General features: G+C 54.5%; 23 protein-coding genes. 10 read left to right on the top strand and 13 right to left on the bottom strand.

Translation table 11 applies throughout. The features are described 5' to 3' along the window. Positions 1-79 precede the first annotated feature (79 nt). Positions 80-658: an LOG family protein gene (locus tag EDM56_RS01100; protein WP_122916034.1), complete on the top strand. Its 579-nt coding sequence runs from the start codon at positions 80-82 to the stop codon at positions 656-658. On the opposite strand, the gene EDM56_RS01105 is transcribed toward EDM56_RS01100, so the two are convergent. Then, complete coding sequence (locus tag EDM56_RS01105; RefSeq protein WP_122916035.1) at positions 655-1,407, bottom strand: hypothetical protein; 753 nt, start codon at positions 1,405-1,407, stop codon at positions 655-657. The genes EDM56_RS01100 and EDM56_RS01105 overlap by 4 nt on opposite strands. Before the next feature lie 155 nt (positions 1,408-1,562). On the opposite strand from EDM56_RS01105, the gene EDM56_RS01110 reads away from it, so the two are divergent. After that, positions 1,563-1,964: a gamma-glutamylcyclotransferase family protein gene (locus EDM56_RS01110; protein ID WP_183192245.1), complete on the top strand. Its 402-nt coding sequence runs from the start codon at positions 1,563-1,565 to the stop codon at positions 1,962-1,964. On the opposite strand, the gene EDM56_RS01115 is transcribed toward EDM56_RS01110, so the two are convergent. Continuing rightward, positions 1,954-2,475, bottom strand: coding sequence for a DUF6886 family protein (locus tag EDM56_RS01115; protein ID WP_122916037.1), 522 nt, complete (start codon positions 2,473-2,475; stop codon positions 1,954-1,956). The genes EDM56_RS01110 and EDM56_RS01115 overlap by 11 nt on opposite strands. Positions 2,476-2,477: 2 nt before the next feature. Continuing rightward, positions 2,478-2,996 (bottom strand): GNAT family N-acetyltransferase, encoded by a 519-nt coding sequence (locus tag EDM56_RS01120; RefSeq protein ID WP_246009215.1) that lies wholly within the window; start codon positions 2,994-2,996, stop codon positions 2,478-2,480. A 93-nt stretch (positions 2,997-3,089) separates the two neighbouring features. On the opposite strand from EDM56_RS01120, the gene EDM56_RS01125 reads away from it, so the two are divergent. Further along, entirely contained in the window at positions 3,090-3,881 is a 792-nt protein-coding gene (locus tag EDM56_RS01125; protein WP_122916038.1) for a GNAT family N-acetyltransferase, read from the top strand. Positions 3,882-3,883: 2 nt separating this feature from the next. Here EDM56_RS01125 and EDM56_RS01130 read toward each other — a convergent pair whose 3' ends face one another. Next, positions 3,884-4,420, bottom strand: a complete 537-nt coding sequence (locus tag EDM56_RS01130) for a GNAT family N-acetyltransferase (RefSeq protein ID WP_122916039.1) — start codon at positions 4,418-4,420, stop codon at positions 3,884-3,886. Between the two features lie 68 nt (positions 4,421-4,488). Between EDM56_RS01130 and EDM56_RS01135 the strand changes: the two genes are divergently transcribed. Both EDM56_RS01135 and EDM56_RS01140 read left to right on the top strand, forming a co-directional pair. Then, positions 4,489-5,250: a DUF4184 family protein gene (locus EDM56_RS01135; RefSeq protein ID WP_122916040.1), complete on the top strand. Its 762-nt coding sequence runs from the start codon at positions 4,489-4,491 to the stop codon at positions 5,248-5,250. 44 nt (positions 5,251-5,294) lie between these two features. Further along, positions 5,295-5,972: a hypothetical protein gene (locus EDM56_RS01140; RefSeq protein WP_122916041.1), complete on the top strand. Its 678-nt coding sequence runs from the start codon at positions 5,295-5,297 to the stop codon at positions 5,970-5,972. Here the strand turns inward: EDM56_RS01140 and EDM56_RS01145 are convergent. Beyond that, a complete protein-coding gene (locus tag EDM56_RS01145) occupies positions 5,969-7,351 on the bottom strand; it encodes an MDR family MFS transporter (protein ID WP_122916042.1) in 1,383 nt (460 codons plus the stop codon). The two genes, EDM56_RS01140 and EDM56_RS01145, sit on opposite strands and share 4 nt — an antisense overlap. 98 nt (positions 7,352-7,449) lie before the next feature. Further along, positions 7,450-7,848 (bottom strand): acyl-CoA thioesterase, encoded by a 399-nt coding sequence (locus tag EDM56_RS01150; protein WP_122916043.1) that lies wholly within the window; start codon positions 7,846-7,848, stop codon positions 7,450-7,452. 407 nt (positions 7,849-8,255) lie between these two features. Here EDM56_RS01150 and EDM56_RS01160 point away from each other — a divergent pair, with 407 nt between their 5' ends. Further along, on the top strand, positions 8,256-9,149 hold the full coding sequence (locus EDM56_RS01160; protein ID WP_122916045.1) for a DMT family transporter: 894 nt from the start codon (positions 8,256-8,258) through the stop codon (positions 9,147-9,149). Positions 9,150-9,246: 97 nt separating this feature from the next. On the opposite strand, the gene EDM56_RS32020 is transcribed toward EDM56_RS01160, so the two are convergent. The 3 genes from EDM56_RS32020 to EDM56_RS01175 form a co-directional block, all read right to left on the bottom strand. Next, positions 9,247-10,818, bottom strand: a complete 1,572-nt coding sequence (locus EDM56_RS32020; protein ID WP_183192246.1) for a collagen-like domain-containing protein — start codon at positions 10,816-10,818, stop codon at positions 9,247-9,249. Between the two features lie 272 nt (positions 10,819-11,090). After that, positions 11,091-12,044 (bottom strand): DNA-3-methyladenine glycosylase family protein, encoded by a 954-nt coding sequence (locus tag EDM56_RS01170; protein ID WP_122916046.1) that lies wholly within the window; start codon positions 12,042-12,044, stop codon positions 11,091-11,093. Positions 12,045-12,183: 139 nt separating this feature from the next. Beyond that, the gene (locus EDM56_RS01175; RefSeq protein ID WP_122916047.1) at positions 12,184-13,104 is read right to left on the bottom strand and encodes a proline dehydrogenase family protein; all 921 of its coding nucleotides are present in this window, start codon (positions 13,102-13,104) and stop codon (positions 12,184-12,186) included. Between the two features lie 209 nt (positions 13,105-13,313). On the opposite strand from EDM56_RS01175, the gene EDM56_RS01180 reads away from it, so the two are divergent. The 3 genes from EDM56_RS01180 to EDM56_RS01190 all read left to right on the top strand — a co-directional run bounded on the left by EDM56_RS01180 (position 13,314) and on the right by EDM56_RS01190 (position 17,464). Then, positions 13,314-15,011 carry a sigma-54 interaction domain-containing protein gene (locus EDM56_RS01180; RefSeq protein WP_246009216.1) on the top strand — a complete coding sequence of 566 codons (1,698 nt, stop codon included), beginning with the start codon at positions 13,314-13,316 and terminating at the stop codon, positions 15,009-15,011. A gap of 18 nt (positions 15,012-15,029) precedes the next feature. Further along, positions 15,030-16,169: a winged helix-turn-helix domain-containing protein gene (locus EDM56_RS01185; RefSeq protein WP_122916049.1), complete on the top strand. Its 1,140-nt coding sequence runs from the start codon at positions 15,030-15,032 to the stop codon at positions 16,167-16,169. Positions 16,170-16,231: 62 nt separating this feature from the next. Further along, positions 16,232-17,464, top strand: a complete 1,233-nt coding sequence (locus tag EDM56_RS01190; protein ID WP_122916050.1) for an MFS transporter — start codon at positions 16,232-16,234, stop codon at positions 17,462-17,464. A 56-nt stretch (positions 17,465-17,520) separates the two neighbouring features. Here the strand turns inward: EDM56_RS01190 and EDM56_RS01195 are convergent, their stop codons facing one another. Genes EDM56_RS01195 through EDM56_RS01210 form a run of 4 tightly spaced genes read right to left on the bottom strand, consistent with a single transcriptional unit; the run spans position 17,521 to position 20,256 of the window. Continuing rightward, on the bottom strand, positions 17,521-18,339 hold the full coding sequence (locus EDM56_RS01195) for an SPL family radical SAM protein (protein WP_122916051.1): 819 nt from the start codon (positions 18,337-18,339) through the stop codon (positions 17,521-17,523). A gap of 13 nt (positions 18,340-18,352) precedes the next feature. Beyond that, positions 18,353-19,066 (bottom strand): 2OG-Fe(II) oxygenase, encoded by a 714-nt coding sequence (locus tag EDM56_RS01200; RefSeq protein WP_122916052.1) that lies wholly within the window; start codon positions 19,064-19,066, stop codon positions 18,353-18,355. Next, complete coding sequence (locus EDM56_RS01205; RefSeq protein WP_122916053.1) at positions 19,059-19,601, bottom strand: methylated-DNA--[protein]-cysteine S-methyltransferase; 543 nt, start codon at positions 19,599-19,601, stop codon at positions 19,059-19,061. The genes EDM56_RS01200 and EDM56_RS01205 overlap by 8 nt, the downstream gene beginning before the upstream one ends. Continuing rightward, entirely contained in the window at positions 19,582-20,256 is a 675-nt protein-coding gene (locus tag EDM56_RS01210) for a bifunctional transcriptional activator/DNA repair enzyme AdaA (protein WP_122916054.1), read from the bottom strand. Before EDM56_RS01210 ends, EDM56_RS01205 begins: the two co-directional genes overlap by 20 nt. A gap of 217 nt (positions 20,257-20,473) precedes the next feature. On the opposite strand from EDM56_RS01210, the gene ybaK reads away from it, so the two are divergent. Further along, the gene (gene ybaK / locus EDM56_RS01215; protein ID WP_122916055.1) at positions 20,474-20,956 is read left to right on the top strand and encodes a Cys-tRNA(Pro) deacylase; all 483 of its coding nucleotides are present in this window, start codon (positions 20,474-20,476) and stop codon (positions 20,954-20,956) included. Positions 20,957-21,026: the final 70 nt, after the last annotated feature.

The following is a 21,026-nucleotide window of genomic DNA, read 5'->3' on the forward strand; positions in this document are numbered from 1 at the left end:
ATTCGCTTACTTGCCCTTTCCTTCCCTTTCGAATGTCCTTATACTTGTGGATAGAGTCGAAGGGAGTGGACAAAAGCGGATGAAACGAGTATGTGTTTACGCAGGCTCCAATTTGGGGGCGCATCCAGACTATGTGCATCATGCCAAAGAATTGGGACGTGCGCTTGTAAATAACGGATTGGAGCTGGTTTATGGCGGTTCCCGGGTGGGTCTGATGGGCGAGTTGGCCAATCAGGTGCTGGAGCTCGGCGGAAGCGTCACCGGCGTGATGCCGACCGGACTGTTTCGCGGCGAGGTGGTCCATACCGGACTGACGCAGCTGATCGAGGTAAAAGATATGCACGAGCGGAAATCGACCATGAGCAGGCTGGCTGACGCCTACATTGCGCTTCCCGGCGGCTTCGGGACGTTTGAAGAATTGTTTGAGATGATTTGCTGGGCACAGATCGGAATCCATCAAAAACCGATCGGCATTTTCAATATCGCTGGCTACTACACACCGTTGCTGCAGATGATCGACCATTCGATCGCAGCCGGATTCGTCAAAGAAGAGCACAAGCAATTGGTGCTTTCGGCATCGGACAGCGAATCGCTGATCCAACTGCTCCAATCATACGTCACTCCCGTGTTCGGGAACAAATGGAACCAGCTCTCCTAGGCTGGTTCCTCTTCTTTTTTCGTTAGCAGCTGCTTTGCCAGCTCCACCATTCTTCGCTGTACGGCCTCATCTACTTGATTCCCATTCACCACGTAATTGATTTGATACAAATACCCATGCGCATAAAAATCCAGTTCATTGGCGCTCGTTGTCGTCATAGACACGCGATTCGCCGCTTCGTCGTAGTCATAATAATGGGAGACGTAGCCGCCGTTCGTTTGCAAAATATGATGGAAAAGCTGCGTATCCTTGCCTGCCTTTTCCACGAGAAGCTTGTTGCCGAACAGATCGACGCCCGACTCGGCAACGGTAAGGCCCGCAAACGGGTCCACTTTCGCCTCTGTCATCGTGATGGCCACGAACTCCTCGCCATATTTGCCATACTCATCCTTTTCCTTCAAAAAGACAAGCTGCACCTGATTCAGCGGAGTTTTGGACGTTTCATCCGTGAAGGTCACCAGGTAGGCCGAAGCCTTCCCCACCTGAAACGGCAGGTTTTGCACACCGAGCTTACTTACGCTATCTCGTATCTGTTCAGGCATGTGCGGAATCGCCGCTTCGATGGCAAGCGGCATCACATGCTTTACATCCGTAACATGCTGATAAAGCTGGTACGGCTCGCTGCGAACAAGGCTGTCACCGTCTGCTCGTTCCAGCGGGCCTTCTGATACCGAGCAGCCGCTGAGCAGACATGCAAGCAGGAAGCCATGCACACCCCTTGTCATGAGGCTGCATTTCTTTCCGTCCATATGTATTTCCTTTCTGGCAAAACACAGCTGCCATGCTTTCTTTTCTTTTTGCCAAGACGACCGTATAATGGGAATGTTTCAATCCGAAATTTTTTTACAGATAAGAATTTATAAAATTGGCGTAGCTAGGTTTTCTAATCGTTAGGGGGATGCTGATGCTGACGAAAGTTTTTGTTTACGGTACATTGTGCCAAGGCCAACGCTACCATCACATCATCGCGCCTTTTGCTAAACACACGCAAAAAGCGACGGTGCGCGGCACACTGTATGATCTGCCGGTCGGGTACCCCGCCATGATCGAAGGCGACAACCCGGTGAAAGGCGAACTGGTCGAGCTGCAAAATGTGCCCGAAGCACTCCGCCTACTCGACGAGCTGGAAGATTACGAGCCGAATCGCGATACGAATGAATATGAGCGGATCGTGGTCAAAGCGGTCACCGAACGCGGAGACGAGGTGGAGTGCTACCTCTACCTGTATGCCCCTAATCGTCGGGAGTGGCTTGCCGAACACGGCACACTGGTACCTGGCGGAGATTGGCCGTCATTTAAGGGATAAGAATTGCGTTCCTCATCCGGATCATGGACGCATGCAGCGTCGAACCAAGCAGAACATCCCGTAACGGTCCGAGTGTTGGCGTCATCCTCAGCTCGACCTCTGCATCGGCTAACGTCCGCAAAAGGTCGCCGACCGGCTCCACGGAAAGCGGCGTAACCGGCTGCTTTGCAATGAAGTATCCCGCTCCCTCATCAATGCAGCGAAACGACCCGGCCGCAAAACGATAGACATAGACGTTGGTTTCCCTGATTTTATCAAGCCAGCGGTTTTCGACGGTAATGACCATACGTGCAGCGGTATGCCCCAAAAATCGCTCTCGATCCCCATCAGTCGTAGCGGGAGTGGACCAGAATGCGATGCGCGGACAATCCCGGGGGAAAAAGTACAGCGGCGCCCTCTTTTCATCGATGGCCCACACGACAGGCCCCAAATCCGGATGCGACGGATGGCAGCGCGGCTCGAAACGCGTGATGGTTGCCTCTTCGCTAAAATGATAATAATACACGGTCATGTTTATGCCCGCTCGGCCCGATAATATTCAGGACGCAGCATCGACATCACGACAAGCGACTCGAACGAATCGCCGTTTTTCAGGCATTCCCGGGTAACGCCCTCCACGATGAAGCCTTCTGATTCATACAAGTGCCTGGCGCGTGCATTCTGTTCTTTCACATCGAGCCATAACCGATGGGCTCCCGCATGCTCGAACACCCACTGCTTAATTAGCTTCAATGCCTCTCTGCCGTAGCCTTTTCCTTTTTCAGTGATGGCAATGCGCTTCAACTCTATGCTATGATGCGGATTTTGCAAACCGGCCACGATCAGATAGCCGATCTGCTTCCTCTCTCCGATTGTTTCGATTACGATATGTCCCGTGTCTGCTTCCTTTGTCGCCTGTTCATGCCTTTCAGCCGTCCATTGCAGTACGTAGCGGCTGTTCTCTTCATCGCTTTCCGTCACCATCACAAAAGGAATATCATCCGATCGGGTCGGCCGGAACAGCAACATGTCCGATTGAATCAACGTTTCCATTCGATTCACCATCCCTGGCAGGTTTATCCATAAAATTCTAATTGATCGCCAATCTTGTGACAAGATTGCGATGTACAAGGGAGAGCACTTGAAATGATGATTGAAAAAATCACGGAAGAATTCGATACCGCCCAGATCTTAAGCTATGCGTCACGCGAAAAGCGCGCGTGGGGAGACTTGTTTTTCAATGAGCAGAATCCGACTCACTACGATGCCAACCATGCCGATGTGAGCGTCCTACCTGCCGATCCTGATGCGGTCATCGACGAGGTGATCCAGTTTTACCGTGAAAAAGCGATTATTCCACGCTTTTACTTGCACAATGTCGAAGCGCTCGCTCCTTTCATCGAAAAGCTGACCGCTCGCGGCTTCGGCTATGAAGAGTTCGATCACGCTGTGCAGCTGTGGAATGGCCAGCTCGCAAACGTCCCTCATGACGATCGAGTCTCGATTGAAAGAGTCAGCTCGCACAATTTCACGGAGGCGATGGAAGTCGAGTGCAGCATTGCGGAATTCGGAGGCAGAAAAGTCCGCGAGAAGGCGTTCCAGCTGGAGTTTGCCAATCCCGCTTACGATTACTACTTGCTGTACGTAGACGGCGTAGCCGCCTCGACTGCCTGTACTTTCAAGACCGGCTCGCACATCCGACTGGAAAATGTGGCCACTCGCAAGGAATGGCGCGGACAGGGACTGATCGGCATCCTCATTCGCCACATGCAGGAAGAAGTTGCCCTGCAAGGCTACAAGCAGTTTTGGGTGTATCCGATCAACGAACAGGTCGAGAAAGTGTACAAGCGCTACCATTTCGATACGGTTGGCCGATTGCGTATGGCACACGCTTTTCTAGGCGGGAAAAGCATCAAAGAGATTCACGCCGGAAACTGAAATCAAGCAAACCGGAGAATCAGGTGAATATCCGCCGGTTCCTTTGCAAACAGCTCTGGATCGACACGCTCGGCGAGCTCGCAACCGTAATCGAGGTAAAAGCCGACGGCCGAGCCCGATTCAGTGGCGGAAATGTACAAACCTGCCGCTCCTCGCGCTACTGCGAGCTCACACATGTTGTCCATCAACCGCTGGGCAATTCCTTGGCGGCGATAAGCATGGCTGACATAAAGGAACGCCATCTGCAGCAAATCCTGCTTTTCGCCCAGCAAGCGGTTCCCCAGGACTGCGACACCTACCAGCATCTCCCCGGCAAACGCGCCGACCATGCTGCCGCCTTCCTGCAATAGCGGCAGGAGCATGTCGCTATGCTCTGCCACTTGCTGTTCATCCCAGCGCGTAATTTGATAGTGTACCGGCTCTTTTTGCAGCTCTCCGTCCTTGTACACGTATTTGAATGTCCACTCCTCTTTTCTATCAATCTCCCCGATTCGCTCTAGCTCTTTCTGCTCCATGATGCGATAGTGTATCGTTTCCATATTAACCCACCCTTTTTTTGGTAATGTGCTATGATGAGCCTATCAAATTTTGCTAAGGACGTGTGGAGATGCCGTTTACTTTCGCCCATCCTGCCGCTGTTATTTGGCTACCGGCACGCTTTCGCCGCTATTTCTGTTTCTCCGGTCTGATCGTCGGCAGTATGGCCCCTGATTTTGAATACTTTCTCCACTTCAAACCGCATTCGGTGTGGGGGCACACGCTCATCGGCTTTTTCCTCTACAATTTACCGCTTGCACTCATCGCAAGCTGGTTGTTCCACCGCGTGATCAAGCGACCGTTGCTTTTTCATTTGCCTGCCCCGCTCGATCGCTGGTACGCCCCGTATGCCAGTATGTCCTGGTCGATCCGATCAGGCAAAGCATTCCTGTTGTTCGCAAGCTCGGCGATCATCGGAATGGCTACCCACGTGCTGTGGGACCACTTCACGCATCAGAACGGCTATTTTGTCATGCATGTCGACGCACTACGCACACGCATTCCGCTGTTATTTGCCGAAGTTCCGTTGTACAAGCTAGCCCAGCACTGCAGTACACTGGTCGGTTTCGCCTTGATCACCGTGTATTTGTACAAGCTGCGCGACAGGCGGAGAAGCCACGCTTTTCAACAAGGACGCTCACGCGCGCAAAAACGTCACTACTGGATTCGCATCATTCTCGCTAGCTGTGTTATTCTGACAAGTAAACTTTGCTTCTTTGCCAGCACTCTTTTTGGATGGCCACCGGTCGGAGAGCTGGTCGTCACGTCGCTTGACAGCGTGCTGATCGCCACGCTGCTCGTATCGCTGTGGGAAAATCGGCGTCTGACATAAGAGCAACAACCATTTATTCCGAAACGTTGAATGGAGTGATCGTTATGAAAAACACCCCGATTCGCATCAGTTGCTTACACGCCCACCATTCTAACATTGCCCTCATCGATGCGGCGCTTGTGCCATTCGACGTGGAGCTTGTGCATTTCGTCGATCCGGGCCTCGTTCATCGCCTCGGGCACGACCCGTCCTTCGACACTCAGCAGGCGGAGCGCAAAATCGCAGACCAGCTGGACTGGATCACCCGATGTGGAGCAGACCTGCTGTTGATCACGTGCACGAACTACATCGCCGCCATGAAAGATCAGCAATACAGCATTCCGCTCATCAAAATTGATGAGCCGTTCTTTGCCGAAATGTGTGCTGTGCCAAAACCGATCCGCCTTGTATTCACGAATCCAGCAACCATGGATGGAACAGTGTCCCGCTTGATGTCCTACGCCGCTTCCAGCGGAAAAGCCCCGCAAATTACGGTCGAGGTCGTTCCCGATTCGTTTGTGCTTGTCATGCAAGGGAAGCTCGACGCTTACAATCAGACGGTCAGCAGCTATTTGATCGAGCTGCAGCAGCGAGTGGGCGATGAGGAACAAATTTGGGCGGCACAGCTCTCCATGGTGGCTGCAGCCCAATTCGCACAACAAAAAACGGGCCTGGAGATCGGCGATCCCCAAAACCCGTTGGTCCGTTATATTGCCCGCTTGATGTCCGAGCGAAACTGCTAATTCGCGCCCTCCGGCTGCTTAGCCGGTTTGGGCAACAAGAGCGAGAGCGCAAAGCCGATCACAGAGATGATCAGCATCCACATGAACACATTCATCAACCCGTTTGCCAAAGCGCCTTCGCCGCCTTTGCTCACGAACACGTTGAGCGCAACACCCAGAATCGCCACCCCAACCGTCTGTCCCATAGTTCGCATGAACTGCAGCGTGCCGGTGGCGACGCCTCGCTGCTGCCAGGAGACACTGCTCTGGACCGCGATGGTCATCGCCGTAAACGATGCGCCGAAGCCCAGTCCCATGACGAAGATGACAGCCGGAATGACCCATTCCGGTGTTTCCGGCGTGACCGTCGCCAGCCAGATGCCCGCGATGATCAAAAAGACTGCTCCGATCATCGAAACTAACTTGTAGCCACGCTTCAACATCAGACGGCCGCCGAAGGAAGCCGCGATCAGCCAGCCGATCGACTCCGGCAATAGCGCAAACCCTGCATACGTAGCCGAATGACCGTGAATGTCTTGAATCCATAGTGGCAAATAGGCTCCCGCACCGATCAAAAGAATGCTCTGCGTAAAGCCGACCGCCTGTGAAAACACGTTCAGCTTGCTTTTGTACAGCGACATCGGCAGCATCGGCTCCGGCACGCGCCGTTCGACGAACAAAAAGCCGATAAATACCACGATGCTGATCACCAGCAGAATCAACGAATTGCCATCCCAAGCGGATTGCTTTCCTTCACCGCCTGCGAGGAGCAGATACAGGAACAAGCTGACGCTGATCGTAAACAGACTTGCACCCACATAATCGACATTGATTTTTTTCGGCACGATTTTTTCGCTGAAAAACTTGGCCAGCAACAGGATCGATGCCAGACCGATCGGGATGTTCATGTAAAAAATCCAGTGCCAGGATACATAATCCACGAAAAAGCCGCCTACGAGCGGACCGACGATCCCCGCCATGCCCCACATGCTGCTCACGAGGCCCATCACCTTTGCCCGTTCTTGCTGATTAAAGATGTCGCCCAAAATCGTCATGGTGATCGGCTGGACCGCTCCAGCGCCCAAGCCCTGCACCGCCCGGAAAACCATCAACTGAAACATCGAGCCCGACAATCCGCACAAAAGCGATCCAACCAAGAAGATCCCTGTCCCGACCATAAACACGCGTTTGCGGCCGAACAGGTCTGCCAGCTTCCCGTAAATCGGCGTCGTAACCGCCATCGTCAACAAATAAATAGAAAAGATCCATGATAAATACTGGCTTTCGCCCAGGTCACGCACAATTTTCGGCATCGCCGTACTGACAACCGTCGATTCGATCGCGGTCAAAAATGTGGAGACGAGAAGAGCGATCAAAACTTTCCGCCGCGGGTCCTTCATATTTCCAAACATCCCCTTAATGATTCACTACCTTAGATTTATCCATCTTTCCATCTTTTATCACCAAGGGAAATTTGTCAATATGAATCGGCAGCGCGCTACGCTTCGAAGACGGCCCTGATTTCAGCAGGAAGCTCGATGGAACGGCGCGTCTCCCCATCGATCATCACCATTGTCACATCGGCCTCGCAGGAGCAGATATCGTCTTCTGTCCACACTTCCTGGCGCATGGTGAAGCTTTTTTGACCAGCGCGGGTGAGCCACGAGATCACCTTGACGCGCTCGCCCAGCTTCAATTCTTTACGGTAATTGATGTTCACATTCACGATCACCGGCAGCGTATTGCGGCTCATCATCTCTTCGAGCGTAAAGCCACAAGCCTCTTCCATCAGATCGTTGCGTGCCCATTCCATATACTCCAAATATTTGGCGTGATGGACATGCCCGATCAAATCCACTTCTGTCGAACGTATCGTATGTGCAAAGACCGTTTTCATCCGCGACCTCTCCCTTTTCCTTTTTTCCCAGTATACCTTATTACCGATACTGAGTGAATGATCATTCATAATGAATGCATATTGGGAGGGTAAATTGTTCCGCGAAAAATTTGGGCAATGCTGCAATTCTTGCTTTTTGGGATGTCAGATTATTCTTTCCATTCCCGTAGCTGTCCCGCCTAAAGTGTGGTACATTCTTATCAAGTTTTTCGAAATCGCCGCTGAAGCGAATTTTGCAACCCATCGATGTGGAGGTGATCATGATGCAGCACAGCCGATTTGAGCGGGATGTACCCGGATCTTTCGTTTCCTAGACGGACGGGAATGAATGGATCAAACCACCTTTGTTCCCCCCGGCTAGGCGGATCCTTGCAACGAATGAATCCACTCCGGGAGGGCTTTTACGCATGAATGCACATACAAAAGATCAATTGTTGGGATGTCTCTGGCTGTCGCTTGCCGCAGCCATCTGGGGCGGGGTCTATGTCGTGAGCAAAGTCGTGCTCGCGTACATTCCGCCGTTTACCTTACTTATCATCCGCTTCACCATTTCTCTTCTGATTCTCGGCGCAATCGTCGTCGCGCGTAAGGAATACGTCAGCAAGCGCGATTTACCGCTGATGATGCTGGCCGGCTTTGTCGGTGTCACGATCTCGATCGCCGCGCAGTTTTTGGGTACCAAGCTATCGAATGCACACATGGGCGCGATCATCACCTCGGCCTCGCCTGCATTCATAGCGGTATTTGCCGTCTGGCTGCTGAAGGAGCGCATCAGCATTCATCAAATCGTCGGCATCTCATTAGCGACGGCAGGCGTCCTGGTTGTCGTCGGCTTGCCGGATTCGTCCGGAGAAGGCCATTCCTTGACTGGAAACCTTATCCTACTTGTTGCCGCCGTAAGCTGGGGGCTGTACACCGTGCTTTGCAAACGAGCTACCCAAACGTACTCGTCGCTCACCGTTACCGCTTATGTGTCATTTTTCGGGGTGCTTTTCAGCAGTCCGCTGATGATTTGGGAGATGTCCACTACGCCGATCGACTGGGGCTTTGGCTGGGAGATTTGGGCGGGTGTGCTGTACGTCGGCGTCATCTCGACGACCGTCGCCTTTTATTTGTGGAACAAAGGCTTTGAGATGGTGCAGGCCGGAAGCGGCGCGGTCTTTTTCTTCTTTCAGCCGATCGTCGGTACGCTGTTTGGTTGGCTATTGCTGGGCGAGCATTTGAGCTTCGGCTTTTTCATCGGGGCTGCCTGCATTTTGGTCGGCGTCGCGTTTTCCAATCGGCAGAACACGGAAAACTAATCGGCACGTACAAAAAGAGCATCGGGGAGAAGGCTACTCCCTAATGCTCTTCTTTTCTTTCGGACAGGATGGTTCAAAAAGCAGAAAGAGTTTTCAATCAGCCTACCCGTTCAATGAGAATCGCCGCGCGCGTCGTAGCGATATTGTTCACGCCCGTGCCAGCCAGCGTATTGCTTGTCGCGCTTTCGTTGCGCAGCGTGATGATGGTGCCTGCTGTTACAGCACTAATGAAAAATCCCCCAAGCCGAATTCTGTCGGTGTTCGAATTCGTCACCACCTCGCCAAAGTACGATAGCGGAAATCCTGTTCCGTTGATCGTGATCGCGTAGGCCGCGTTCACTGGCGCCATCAACATCAGCGAATAATCAAAGCGATAAACACCGGCTATGTTGATCGTGATCGTAGTGGTGAGCGGAGTAAAAGTAAAGCCCGTGGTTTGCGCGCTGACGAGTTCAAAGATGACATCTTGCCCGGGACCAACCACTTGAGAACCGCCGATGGTAGCGGCATTGATGTATTGCGGGGTAAACGTCTCGCCTGCCGGCCCAGTTGCTCCCATTGGTCCAGTTGGGCCGGTGGCTCCGGTGGGACCAGTTGGACCGATCAAACCTGCCTCGCCTGCGGGGCCGGTCGGGCCGGTTGGGCCTTGTGCTCCCGCTGGGCCAGTAGCTCCCGCTATTCCCGCAGCTCCCGTCGGACCCGTCGGACCCGTCGGACCCGTTGGACCAATCAAGCCTGCCACTCCTGCGGGGCCGGTCGGGCCGGTTGGACCTTGTGCTCCCGCTGGACCAGTAGCTCCCGCTGGACCAGTAGCTCCCGCTATTCCCGCGGCTCCCGTCGGACCCGTTGGACCAATCAAGCCCGCTACTCCTGCGGGGCCGGTCGGGCCCCGCGCCCCCGTTGGGCCAGTGGCCCCTGCTATTCCCGCTGCTCCCGCCGGACCAGTTGGACCAATCAAGCCTGCTACTCCTGCGGGGCCGGTTGGACCACGCGCTCCAGTTGGGCCAGTGGCCCCTGCTATACCCGTTGCTCCCGTCGGACCGGTTGGACCGATCAAGCCTGCCACTCCTGCGGGGCCGGTTGGACCACGCGCTCCCGTTGGGCCAGTTGGGCCGATGGCTCCGGTGGGACCCGTTGGACCAATCAAGCCCGCTACTCCTGCGGGGCCGGTCGGGCCCCGCGCTCCCGTTGGGCCAGTGGCCCCTGCTATTCCCGCTGCTCCCGTCGGACCGGTTGGACCGATCAAGCCTGCCACTCCTGCGGGGCCGGTCGGGCCAGTTGGGCCTCGGGCTCCCGTTGGGCCAGTAGCTCCCGCTATTCCCGCGGCTCCAGTTGGGCCCGTGGCCCCTACTATACCCGCTGCTCCCGTCGGACCAATCAAGCCTGCTACTCCTGCTGGACCGGTTGGACCTCGGGCTCCCGTCGGACCGGTTGGACCAATCAAGCCTGCCACTCCTGCGGGACCAGTCGGGCCGGTCGGACCTCGGGCTCCCGTTGAACCGGTGGCTCCCGCTATACCCGCGGCTCCCGCCGGGCCTGCTATTCCAGCTGGGTCCGTGAAACCACCAGCTTGACCGGGCGCCCCCGTTGGGCTAGTTGGTCCCATCGTGCCTGCCGGGCCGGTCGGACCAATTGGACCGACGATGTCTGCCACTGCCAGTTTGATCATTTTACATATGCAATTACGCATGCCGCAGCGGCGGCAATGCTTTCGCCTTGGTTTACAGCGGCAAACGTTTTCCCCACAACGACGGCAACCTTTGCGCTTTTTCCTCCGTTCCATCGTTTCCCCCACTTTGCATGACATGAACCAATCTTTACTGTATACGTCAGCACACATCAATTGGAGAGGTACGAACATCTCCCATCAGGGCAAAACGGAAAAATAAATATATTCCTACCTAGTCGATGTCGGATGGTTCAGTCATGAAAGAGGCAGCCTCACTTGCGACGGGGCTTACTTTCCGCCTTCTCCCGCGCAGCCTCCCGTTTTGCTTCGCCCACCGCCTCCCACAAGTAGAGGCTAACGTAGCTGCGATAGGGCGCCCAGCTTTCTCCGATCCGGCGGATCTCCTGCTCGTCCGGCTTCTCGACAATCCCGTGCACTAGCTGAATGCCGTTGCGTAGCCCGATATCGGCAGCAGGCAGCAGATCGGGGCGCCCCATGCCAAACATCAGCAAGCACTCGACCGTCCAACGGCCGATTCCACGCAGCTTGGACAAGTAGGCGATCACATCTTCATCCGTCAACTCATGCAGACGGTCCAAATCAACGTCGCCTGAGACGACAGCACGGGCAAAGTCGATGATATACTCCGCCTTGCGCTGGCTGAACTGCCAAGCGCGCATCTGCTCCACCTCAAGGCTGGCGACCGCTTCCGGCGTCGGGAAGACCAGGAACTCTCGCCCTTGTTGATCCACAATCACATCCCCGACCTGTCTGATCAGCCGATGCGTCAAGGTCGCCGCGAACGCTAGATTCAGCTGCTGCCCGATGATTGTTCGGACCATCGACTGAAATAGGTCGGGATCATGCAAGAGACGCAACCCGCGAAACTTTTCCGTCAGCGGGCGCAGCTCCGCACTTTCGCGCATACGGCGATAGACCGGCTCCAGATCGACATCGACACTGTACATGTGCCGGGAGACGCGAATTAGTTCATCCTGCTGGCGCTGCGTCAGCGCTGCCTCCGTCTCGATCTGCAAAACCGGTTCCTCCACGCTGCCGCAAAAGCGAAAAACAACAAGCACAGGCTGCCCGTCCAAACGGAGTGCCCGCCGGATTATGCCTGCTGACGCATCGATCTGGAGCTGCTCATCAGGATGCGTCAACATACGCTGCAAAAGCCGTTCAAATGAATATGGTGGTTTCATCGTTATGGTGGTGGCAAACATCGGCTGGACGTCACTCCTCTTCCCTTTTCTTAAGATCGTGCCCTCGGCAACTTCATTATAATGGAAAAAGCCGATCCCCCGCAGTATGCAGGAAACCGGCTTTGAGATAAGAAGAGCCGAATATAAGAGCGAACGAAAATTACTTGGTGAACATGCCTTTCAACACGAACTTCACATTGGCAGGGCTTTCCGCCAGACGGCGCATGAAGTAGCCATACCAGTCGTTGCCGTAAGGAACGTAGACACGCATACGATACCCTTCGCGCGCTAGATCCACCTGGGATTGCGTGCGGATGCCGTAGAGCATTTGGAATTCGAACTGAGAGCGCGGAATGTTGTGTTCCTTCTCCAGCTGCTTTACATAAGCGATGATGTTGTCGTCATGGGTTGCCACCGCTGCGTAATTTCCGTTCAGCAGATGCTGCTTGATGATTTTTTTGTAATTCTCATCCACATCGGCTTTGTTCGGATATGCAACTTGCGGCGACTCTTTGTAAGCCCCTTTTACCAATCGGAAATTCGGGTGCTTGTCTTTAAGACTGTCAATGTCATCGGTGGATTTGTACAGGTACGCCTGGATAACGGTACCGACATTGTCATAATCCTGCAGGAGCTCGCGCAAGATTTCCAACGTGACCTCGTTGTGCGCGTAGTCTTCCATGTCGATGCGGACAAAGATGTTGCCGTTTTTCTTCGCAGAATCAAGGATGCGGCGCATATTGGTAACGCACAAGTCACGGCTGATGTCGAGGCCGAGCTGTGTCATTTTCAACGAGAGGTTGCAGTCTACACCGGAGCTGTGGATCGCTTCCAGCGTTTTGATGCAGTAGTCAGCAGATTCGTTTGCTTCTTCCACACTGAATACGAATTCGCCCAAATGGTCGAGGGTGCAGCACAGACCTTTCTGATTCAAGTCTTTTACACCTTTGATCGCCTCTTGAATCGTCTCACCCGATACGAAACGGCTTGCTCCGAAACGCAGTCCCCATTTTTTCGCGGCTGCGTTCAAGCCTTGGTTTTTGGACAAAAACAGGAAGAAATCCTTCATGAGTTGTTCCATTGTGACTAAGTCTCCTCCCTAAACGTGCATGCTCTGATCAATTCATAATGCATGTTCCATGCCATCCATAATTCGAGGAATTTCGTCATCATTGCAACCACAATCCGTATACGCTCTATACACATATGTACAATCATTGTTCATTATTGTACATTGATAGTACAAACTTGTACGACTTTAAACATCTATCCACCTTAGGATGTGATCTTGTGAAGCCATTATTCTCCTTGCAAAGCCCCATCTCCTCACTGGATGCTTCCTCCATCGAAGATACTGCCATCATACGCAGCGCCACATCCACAGGTGTGCGCATGGAAGATGGCTCCGTATTGCCCGCGCTGATGCTGGCAGGCGATACGCCGCTGATCGACGCGATTCGGCTTGTCCAGCAGGCGGCCGCTGCACCGTTACCCATCCTGCTCATTGCGCCCACGCATCCGGGCGACGCTTACAAGCTGATCGCTTTTTCCCAGCTATTCGCCGCACTTGCGGAAATCGCGGGAAACCAGAGCAAGCTGCTCGAAACGATGCTGACTACCGTTAGCGAGGCGATTACGATCGTCGATAAAGAGAACCGCGTACTGTATTGGAATGAATCAGCAGAAAAAATTTATGAAATCTCTCGCACGGATGTGGTCGGAACCTCGCTCGAGACGCATTTTTCCAGTGAATCCATCCGTTTGATCGATGCTTTGTCGCACGGTACTTCGGTACAGCGTGTCTATCACGTGCCCCGTCCGGACCGGCATGTGCTGATCAACTCCGCTCCGATCTATCGGGACGAGGAAATCATCGGCGCAATCTCCATCGAGCAAGACATTACCGAATTGGTTCGCCTCAATGAAGAACTGGCAGACACGACAGCGCATCTGCATACGCTAAAGCAGGAGATGAACCGGTTTCAGGCTGCCGACGACCCGTTTTACATGATCAAAGGGCATTCCGCCGCCGTTCAGTCCGCCATCCAATCGGCACGGAAAGTGGCGCAAACCGATGCGACCGTTCTCTTGTACGGCGAGAGCGGCGTGGGCAAGGAGCTGTTTGCCCAAGCGATCCACCAAGCGAGCAAGCGGCACGACAAGCCTTTTATCGCAATCAACTGCGGCGCCATCCCAGCCGCACTGTTTGAGAGCGAGCTGTTCGGCTATCAGGGCGGGGCATTTACTGGCGCAGAGAAAAAAGGGAAGCCTGGAAAGCTGGAGCTTGCGCATGAAGGCACGCTGTTTCTCGATGAGGTGGGAGAGCTCCCGCTTGAGCTGCAGGTCAAGCTATTGCGGGCTTTGCAGGAGCGCCAGTTTTACCGTGTCGGCGGAACGGAGCCGATCCGCGTCAACACGCGCATCATCGCCGCGACAAATCGGCAGCTCGAAGCGATGGTCGCCGAAGGGCGTTTTCGTGAAGACCTCTATTATCGGCTGCACGTCTTTTCCATTGAAATCCCGTCGCTCCGCGAACGTCGCGAAGACATTCCCGAGCTCGTGCAAATTTTTCTACAGGAATATGCGACGACCCAAAACCAACCGGTTCCCCGGATGCTGCCTGAAGTGATGCAGCCGCTGCTCCATTTCCATTGGCCAGGGAATATCCGCCAGCTGCGCAATGTGATGGAACGGTTGTTCATTTTGCAGGAAAATGGTGTCATTTCGGCCGAACATTTGCCACACAGCATTCGGTTGCAGCAAAGTGAACCAACGCCCGCCTTCAGCTTCACCACTGCAGAGCCAGCACCTATGCCTGCTTTTACGGAAATGGCCGGCAAAAAACACGATGCACAGGAACGCGAGCGGATCATCGCTGCACTCGACCGTACCTACGGCAATAAAAAGGCTGCGGCAGAGCTGCTCGGCATGTCACGGGGCACGTTGTATAACAAAATGCGCAAGCACGGGATCGACCCGGAGCACTAGGCGGATGAGGAGGACGCAATGATTCATTTTGAACCGGATACGCTTCAAGCTGTTTACGCCGGGGAAAGCATCCAGCTTCTGCCCAAGGAGTTTGCCTTGCTCCGCTTCCTCTTTGAGCACCCGGGACGCATCTTTTCGCGCGAGGAGCTGCTCGACGCTGTCTGGCCGTTGGAGATGCCCGTCGACCGTACCGTCGACGATCACATCTACCGCGTCCGCAAAAAACTCACCGTCTGGTCGCACCTGATCAGCGTGGAGACGATCCGTGGACAAGGCTACAAGCTGACGCGCCATGCCCCAAAGCAGAAGGAAAGCCCGCTTTTGCAGGACGAAGAGTTCGCTGCCGACGTAAAGCGGATGCTCGCCAAGTATCACGGACTCGGCATGGGCGCAGCCATGCAGCTGCTCTCCTCGAATCGGGACGTGCTGGGTTTGCCGGGTGATCCGTTTTATGATGCCTACCTTCATTTTGTCCGAGGCGATTTTTCGTGGCTGATTCATACGGACACCTTAACGTTTTGGCAGAAAGCGGCCTACGCCGTTTTTATCCACGCTGCCATACAGCCTGATCCGGAGACATCGCTTTCCTACGCGGAACGGCTGATCGCCAAAGGCGACAGTGTGGAGCAAAAATGGATGTACGATCTGCAGCTAAACATCGCCTTTCTCTATTTGCAGGCAGGCATGCTGGAGAAGGCGCGCCGTCATCTGGACGATATCCGGCAGATGATCATGGATCTGCAATCCGCCAGCTTCACCGCGATCTTTTTATTGAAAGAAATGTACGTGCATCTGTTGGAAGGAAAGCCGGACGCGGCGGCAGGCAAACTTCAGGAATGCGAGGCGTTGCTTGAGCAGCACCCGATCCAGCGCGAGCGCGGTGCTTTTCTCGTGGGCAAGGCCTTCTTTTTGTACCAGCAGGGCGCTGTTCCGGCCGCCCGAAAATCGCTGGACGACGGCATCGAAACGACGCGTCAAACACAATTCATCCCTCATCTGATCAGCAATCTGCACCTCACGCTCATGTTACTTTCGCAGCATATAAAAGATGAGCCCTACCGCAAAAAATACCAGCGGCAATGGGACCAGCTGGCCGAGCAATACAAATTCGGGCAGCTTTTGGCCGAGACCGAACAGCTGCTGAACAGCCATCTCTGATATTCTTCTGACATTCCCCTGCTACGCTATGTCTACGGAACATACTGGCAGGGGGTTTTCACATGCTCTGGAAAAATCGGACATTCACGAAAATGTTTTTCTCATACGGACTTTCCGCTTTCGGCGACTATTTTGATTTCATGGCCGTTTCGATTTTACTTGGCTTCATCTGGAAAGTTGACGCGATGACGGTGGCGCTACTGCCGCTCGCTTTTGCGGTGCCGAGCATCCTGTGCAGCCAGCTGGCGGGAATCCTCGCTGACCGCTGGAACAAGCGCAATTTGATGCTTACTACCGACCTGATTCGCGCAGCGATCACGACAATGCTCATTTTCGCCCCCAACGCCTGGGTGCTGCTTGCGTTGATCACGTTGCGCTCCACCGCCCGCGTCTTCCATTATCCGGCACAGCAAGCGATGACGCGTCGAGTCGTCTCGACCGAGCAGCTTTTGCAGGCAACCTCCCTCAACGGTGCCATTTTTCAGCTGTCAAAAGTACTGGGCCCGCTTTTCGGCGCATCCGTGGCTACCGCCTTTTCCCCAGGAGCCTGCATGGCTGTCAATGCCGTGTGCTACGTCTTCTCCGCACTGCTGCTCTTCTTCGTGCCCGCACACCAGGGACGGATCGAACAAACAGAGGCGGATTCGGAAAAACTCAACCTCCGCACAGCATGGAAAGGGGGCTGGCTGATCCTGCTGAAAAGCCGAGTCCTGATGGTCAGCATCTTCTTTTGCCTGGTCGGCATGGGAGGCATACAGATGATTGACGCCCAAATCACGGTCCTGCTGCGCGATATCGCGCCTGACCGCCCCGACCTGATCGGTTGGCTCGTCACTGCCATCGGAGCAGGGGGTCTCGCAAGCGTCACCTGGCTGCGTCGCTTCCGGCAGCTGTCTGCCTATGGCTGGCTGCTGGGAGGGGGCCTTGGGCTGATCGGGCTGATGTTTGCCGCATCCGGCCTTTTCCAGCACGATACACCGCTTGGTCTCATGCTGGCCGCCTGTTTTGTAGGTGGCGTCGGCACAGGCTTTACCTCCACAGGTCTAAACTACATTTTGCAAAAAGAGACGCCTGTCGATGCGATCGGGCGAATCAGCGGCATTTTGGATTCGATGAGCAGCATCGTCCTGATTGTCGCACCACTAGCAGGTGGCGCATTGATCGGCCTCTTGGGTGCATCGCATACGTTTTTGTATGTCGGCGCCTCGATTGGCGGCATCGGACTGATCGGCATCATGTTCCAAAGCCTACTGTGGAGGAAAGCTGCGCAGCATTCGTCCACAGCAGCAGCCTGATGCCTACGCAGAATGCCGATAAAAAAAGCCCCGTTCCGCCAACTAGCCTGTGCGGATTACGGGGCAAAGCCGTCTTGATTCAAAAAAATCTGTTCTTCCAAAAACACCTTTTTCAGCCGCTCATACACGATCCGCCAGGCCGCTGAATCATACCACTCCTCCAAGCCCAATTCCGTATACAGCGCCTCAATCCCCAACCTGCGCGTGCGCTTTCCACCGCTGCCATCGCCCATGAAATAATCGTCCAGACAAATCCGGTTCACCAGGGGCCGCAGCAGATGCGCAAATGCCTCGCTGCTCGGCAGCACCGGGGCGATGGTCGCCTGCGCCGGGACACCGGATTCGGCCAACAGCTGCAGCGTCTTCAAGCGGGCGGCAATCGGCGGTGCATAAGGGGAGAAATGGCGGCGTATCTCATCCAGATCAGTCTCGACCGTCATGCTGACCCGCACGCGTTCCCCCAATCGCTGCAGCAGATCGATATCCCGTCGTACGAGCGGGCTGCGCGTCTGCACAAGCAAAAAATCCGGAGGGTCACAGACCATCGCCTCAAGTAAAGATCGGGTCACTTTTTCCTTATATTCAAGCGGCTGGTACGGGTCGGTGGCGGACGACATGAAAATCGTCACCGGCCCCTTTGCTTTGGCCCGACGCAGCTCCTTGGCGAGCAGCATTGCCGCCCCCTGCTTGCTGTCCACCCAGGTCCCCCACTCCTGCCCACGAAAGGTCGATACGGGCATTTGCCGCACGTAGCAGTAAGCGCAGCCGAACGAACAGCCGGTAAATGGGTTGAGCGAATGCGTGTAGCCGGACAAGTAGCCAGTCCCTTTGTTCAGCAACGTTTTCGGATGCGTGTGCGCGATCGAAATGTTCATGTGCCTGCCCCCTTTACGTCGCGTCGTGAAAAATGATGCCGAGACTGTACCGCGTCCCGGACGTGATCGTGCTGACGCCGTGGCGGAGCGTGGTTTTGTAATAACCGCGCGATCCCGACACAGGCCGATGATTCGTCGGAAAAATCAGCCCCGCTCCTTGCTCAAGTGCGATTGCATGCCCTCTGCTCTGCGCCCGCGGCCGCTGCTCCACAAGCAGGAATTCTCCCCCGGTATAATCGACGCCCTTCTGATTCAGGGCAAACACAACCTGAAACGGAAAAAACACCTCGCCGTACAAATCCTGATGCAAGCAGTTGTACCCGTCCGCCTCGTATTTCAAAATCAACGGAGTCGGTCGCAGCTGTCCTGACTGATGACAGGTGTCCAGAAAGCTGTGCAGATCGGAAGGATACGCCGCAGCCAGGCCGAGCCGCTCGCGCCATCGGTTCGCCGTTTTCGCCAGCTCCGGGTACAGTCCGACCCGTAGCTGCTCCAGTGCATCCGGCAACGGTGCCGCGTAATACTTATATTGGCCGATCCCGAATCGGTAACGGGCCATATCGATCGTGCTGCGGAAACGGTCTCGCTGTCCATACGTGTCGACGAGCGCCTCGCACTCCTCGAGTGTCAAAAGAGGCGGGATGGACGCATACCCTTTCTCGTCAAGCTCCTGCTGCAGGTGCTCCCAGGGCAAGGCTGCGATCCGGTCCGCAAGCCGCTCAAGCATAGGCTGCGCCCCCTTCTACACCCGCTTTTTCCAAAGCAAGCAGCTTCTTCTTCATGTCGAGTCCGCCGCGATAGCCAGTCAAAGAGCCGTCCTTTCCGATCACCCGGTGGCACGGGATCGAAATAAGGATCGGATTGGCCCCGATAGCAGCGCCGACCGCGCGAACTGCCGCCGGCTTCTCGATCTGCTGTGCGATCGCCGCATACGTCTTGGTTTCTCCGTACGGGATTTGAACCAGCGCTTGCCAAACAGCTGTTTGAAACGGTGTGCCGCGGAAATCAAAAGGAATCGAAAATTCTTTGCGCTCCCCAGCCATATACTCGCGCAATTCGTTTGCATATGGTTTCATCTCATCATCGTCTTTTTGCAGCTCTGCATGGGGATAGCGCGCTTTCGCCCACTCCGCTAGCTCATCGAACGTTTTGTCTTGTGAACCGACAAAGCAGAGCCCGTTTTGCGTTGCAGCGATGTGCAGCAACCATCCTTCATGTTCAAGCACCGTCCAATACATCGTCTCATTGCGCTTTTGATTCATCGTTCTTCCCTCCCGGCTCATCTAATTTCTTGCCATGTGACTGTCGATACTCCTTCGGCGTCTTTCCCGTCAGCTTTTTGAACAGCGTAATGAAGTATGGCGTATTTGCGATGCCGACGGCTCCTGCGATCGCAGTTACCGTTTTGTCCGTTTCCGCCAGATACTCCATCGCCTTGCCGATCCGCTTTTGCTGTACATAATCGACCAGCGTCATGCCTTTGACCCGTTTGAACGTCCGGTGCAGATGGTACGGGCTTCCGTGGCACACATCCGCCAGTGTCGATAGCGTCATATCCTCCCTGTAATGGGCGTCGATGTACTGGGTAATCTGCGACACCCATTCGTTGTCGGGCAAGCGCTGACCAGTCGGCTTGCATCGTTTGCAGGGGCGGTAATCTTCGGCCAACGCCTCCCTTGCCGCGTGGAAAATGCGGACATTTTCCTTTTTCGGGGGCCGCGATTTGCAGGAGGGCCGGCAAAAAATTTTCGTCGTCTTGACCGCGTAAAAAAATTGGTCGTTGTATGCCGCATCATTGTTCAAAATTGCCCGCCATCGCTCGTCTGTCAGCCGCTCATCGCTGGTGTCCCCCACAATCTCGGGCTGAAAGCTCTCCAGCTCATGCTCATGCGCAAAACCGTGTCCGTCATGATTCATGTGGTTTTCACCTCCATCCACAGTATAACCCCGCGCTGTCATCTCTGTACGTTTTTGGGGATAGAAGAGCAAGATAACGAAATAGATTTGGACATTCCTGGCGAGAGGGTCGCCTAAGAAGGTCGCCCTTCAGGCGTTAATCGTGATAGACTGATTGTGATAGCTTACATGACGCAACGGCGCACAACGATATTCGCGCATAGACAAGGAGTACGACATGAAACAGAGCAAAACGAATGCGATGCGAATTCTCGACAAAGAAAAAATCGCCTATCAAATGCTGACCTATAATGCAGACGACGGAAAGATCGATGGCATCTCGGTTGCCCAAAAAATCGGCAGAGAAGCAGGAGTCGTCTTCAAGACGCTCATATCTCAGGGCGCCAGCAAAGCCTATTACGTCTTCGTGATTCCTGTAGAAGCCGAGCTTGATTTGAAAAAAGCAGCTAAAACGGTAGGAGAGAAGAAAATCGAAATGATCCCAGTCGCCGACATTTTGAAGGTGTCCGGCTATATTCGCGGGGGCTGTTCACCGGTTGGGATGAAGAAGCTATTTCCGACGATCATTGACGAGGCGGCACAAGCGCAAGAGACCATTATCGTCAGCGGGGGTAGCATCGGCGTGCAAATTGAGCTCGCGACTGCCGATTTGCTCAACGTGGTAAAAGCGCGCCTAGCCGATGTGCAAAAAGAAAATTGAAAACCTGCGTAAACATCGAAAGCCAGTCTCCACATTTTTCAAAGGGGACTGGCTTTATGGCTGGGTTGGG

Source organism: Brevibacillus fluminis (assembly GCF_003710825.1).
GTDB classification, from domain to species: Bacteria; Bacillota; Bacilli; order Brevibacillales; family Brevibacillaceae; genus Brevibacillus_D; species Brevibacillus_D fluminis.

Excerpts from the sequence above, each read along its gene's own strand:
- EDM56_RS01200 (WP_122916052.1), bottom strand. The coding sequence starts at position 19,066 with ATGCTTGAGCGGCTTGCGGACCGGATCGCAGCCTTGCCCTGGGAGCAC.
- EDM56_RS01100 (WP_122916034.1), top strand. The coding sequence starts at position 80 with ATGAAACGAGTATGTGTTTACGCAGGCTCCAATTTGGGGGCGCATCCA.
- EDM56_RS01210 (WP_122916054.1), bottom strand. The coding sequence starts at position 20,256 with ATGAATCATGACGGACACGGTTTTGCGCATGAGCATGAGCTGGAGAGC.
- EDM56_RS01170 (WP_122916046.1), bottom strand. The coding sequence starts at position 12,044 with ATGTTTGCCACCACCATAACGATGAAACCACCATATTCATTTGAACGG.
- ybaK (WP_122916055.1), top strand. The coding sequence starts at position 20,474 with ATGAAACAGAGCAAAACGAATGCGATGCGAATTCTCGACAAAGAAAAA.
- EDM56_RS01145 (WP_122916042.1), bottom strand. The coding sequence starts at position 7,351 with ATGAAGGACCCGCGGCGGAAAGTTTTGATCGCTCTTCTCGTCTCCACA.
- EDM56_RS01195 (WP_122916051.1), bottom strand. The coding sequence starts at position 18,339 with ATGAACATTTCGATCGCGCACACGCATCCGAAAACGTTGCTGAACAAA.
- EDM56_RS01190 (WP_122916050.1), top strand. The coding sequence starts at position 16,232 with ATGCTCTGGAAAAATCGGACATTCACGAAAATGTTTTTCTCATACGGA.
- EDM56_RS01175 (WP_122916047.1), bottom strand. The coding sequence starts at position 13,104 with ATGGAACAACTCATGAAGGATTTCTTCCTGTTTTTGTCCAAAAACCAA.
- EDM56_RS01115 (WP_122916037.1), bottom strand. The coding sequence starts at position 2,475 with ATGACCGTGTATTATTATCATTTTAGCGAAGAGGCAACCATCACGCGT.
- EDM56_RS01140 (WP_122916041.1), top strand. The coding sequence starts at position 5,295 with ATGAAAAACACCCCGATTCGCATCAGTTGCTTACACGCCCACCATTCT.
- EDM56_RS01135 (WP_122916040.1), top strand. The coding sequence starts at position 4,489 with ATGCCGTTTACTTTCGCCCATCCTGCCGCTGTTATTTGGCTACCGGCA.
- EDM56_RS01125 (WP_122916038.1), top strand. The coding sequence starts at position 3,090 with ATGATGATTGAAAAAATCACGGAAGAATTCGATACCGCCCAGATCTTA.
- EDM56_RS01105 (WP_122916035.1), bottom strand. The coding sequence starts at position 1,407 with ATGGACGGAAAGAAATGCAGCCTCATGACAAGGGGTGTGCATGGCTTC.
- EDM56_RS01110 (WP_183192245.1), top strand. The coding sequence starts at position 1,563 with ATGCTGACGAAAGTTTTTGTTTACGGTACATTGTGCCAAGGCCAACGC.
- EDM56_RS01205 (WP_122916053.1), bottom strand. The coding sequence starts at position 19,601 with ATGAATCAAAAGCGCAATGAGACGATGTATTGGACGGTGCTTGAACAT.
- EDM56_RS01160 (WP_122916045.1), top strand. The coding sequence starts at position 8,256 with ATGAATGCACATACAAAAGATCAATTGTTGGGATGTCTCTGGCTGTCG.
- EDM56_RS32020 (WP_183192246.1), bottom strand. The coding sequence starts at position 10,818 with ATGATCAAACTGGCAGTGGCAGACATCGTCGGTCCAATTGGTCCGACC.
- EDM56_RS01150 (WP_122916043.1), bottom strand. The coding sequence starts at position 7,848 with ATGAAAACGGTCTTTGCACATACGATACGTTCGACAGAAGTGGATTTG.
- EDM56_RS01130 (WP_122916039.1), bottom strand. The coding sequence starts at position 4,420 with ATGGAAACGATACACTATCGCATCATGGAGCAGAAAGAGCTAGAGCGA.
- EDM56_RS01120 (WP_246009215.1), bottom strand. The coding sequence starts at position 2,996 with ATGGAAACGTTGATTCAATCGGACATGTTGCTGTTCCGGCCGACCCGA.
- EDM56_RS01185 (WP_122916049.1), top strand. The coding sequence starts at position 15,030 with ATGATTCATTTTGAACCGGATACGCTTCAAGCTGTTTACGCCGGGGAA.